The sequence below is a fragment of the Psychrobacter sp. 1Y4 genome, assembly GCF_051847555.1.
In genome coordinates this window covers 1-908 of sequence record NZ_JBPYDE010000262.1, presented here as the reverse complement: position 1 = coordinate 908, position 908 = coordinate 1, and the positions used below count along the sequence as shown (strand labels likewise).

General features: G+C 39.0%; 1 pseudogene. It reads right to left on the bottom strand.

Going from position 1 to position 908, the window contains the following annotated elements:
• Positions 1-856, bottom strand: a pseudogene (locus ACS8FC_RS15655) (Qat anti-phage system QueC-like protein QatC); the annotation flags it as partial.
• Positions 857-908 lie beyond the last annotated feature (52 nt).

Sequence of the window (908 nt, the reverse complement as noted above, 5' to 3'; positions counted from 1 at the left end):
AAATACTCTGAATACTTTTAATAAAGTGAGGATGAGTTGTTCTTGTACTTAACGTACCAATACGTCTAGGTGTAAGAGGCGCATTTAGGGAAATAAATCCATTTTCAGGTACGTATAAATCGACATTCTGTAAACTGTTACTTTGCTGTATAGCGCTTGCCCCTACAACTGCAAAAGCTAGAAAATTGATACTGCGAGTACGCATCGTGATATCGGTGATACCCATTGCCTTATGAGGATCTGCGTTTACTTCGAAACGAGAATATTCACCTGATAAAACTTGATCGATTTCTTTTTGAAAAGCACTATCACCCTTGTATGCATGACTAATCAATAGAGGTTTATACCCATTATCTAATAAATCTATGGCACCTATTGGTGAGTCTAGTCCGCCTGAAAACAGGCGCACACAATTAAGATGAGCAAGTTGGGGGAGTTTAAATCTTGGATCTGGGGGGATAAGGGGAGGCGCAAAACCTCCTTCTGTGAATTCTAAATTCCACATGTCGCCGCTTAAAAAGTGTAAAGCTTTCTCTAGTTGTGATTGCAAAGCAATCCAACAATCTGGTTCACACAATGGGATTTTTAGTGAAAGCTGTCGTGTCCAGCCATCTGGGCTTTCTGAACGCAATACAAAAGTATCAGCTGCCGTAACCGCTAAAGCGATAGATAAGAAATCGATTGCTTTAGAATTGACTTCAACGCCTAAACGCTGAATTTTCTCTGTTATTGGATTACCTATAACACTTATATCACCCCGAGACTTTCCATCTATGCCATATAATTGAACAGGAATTAAGGACTCATTTGCTTGGGGGAGTTGTTGACAATCATGATGAAATACCAATTCAGTCATGCGTAATTCTCCCATTCTATCCATACATCAATAATTGTTTGTCTTTGAATTT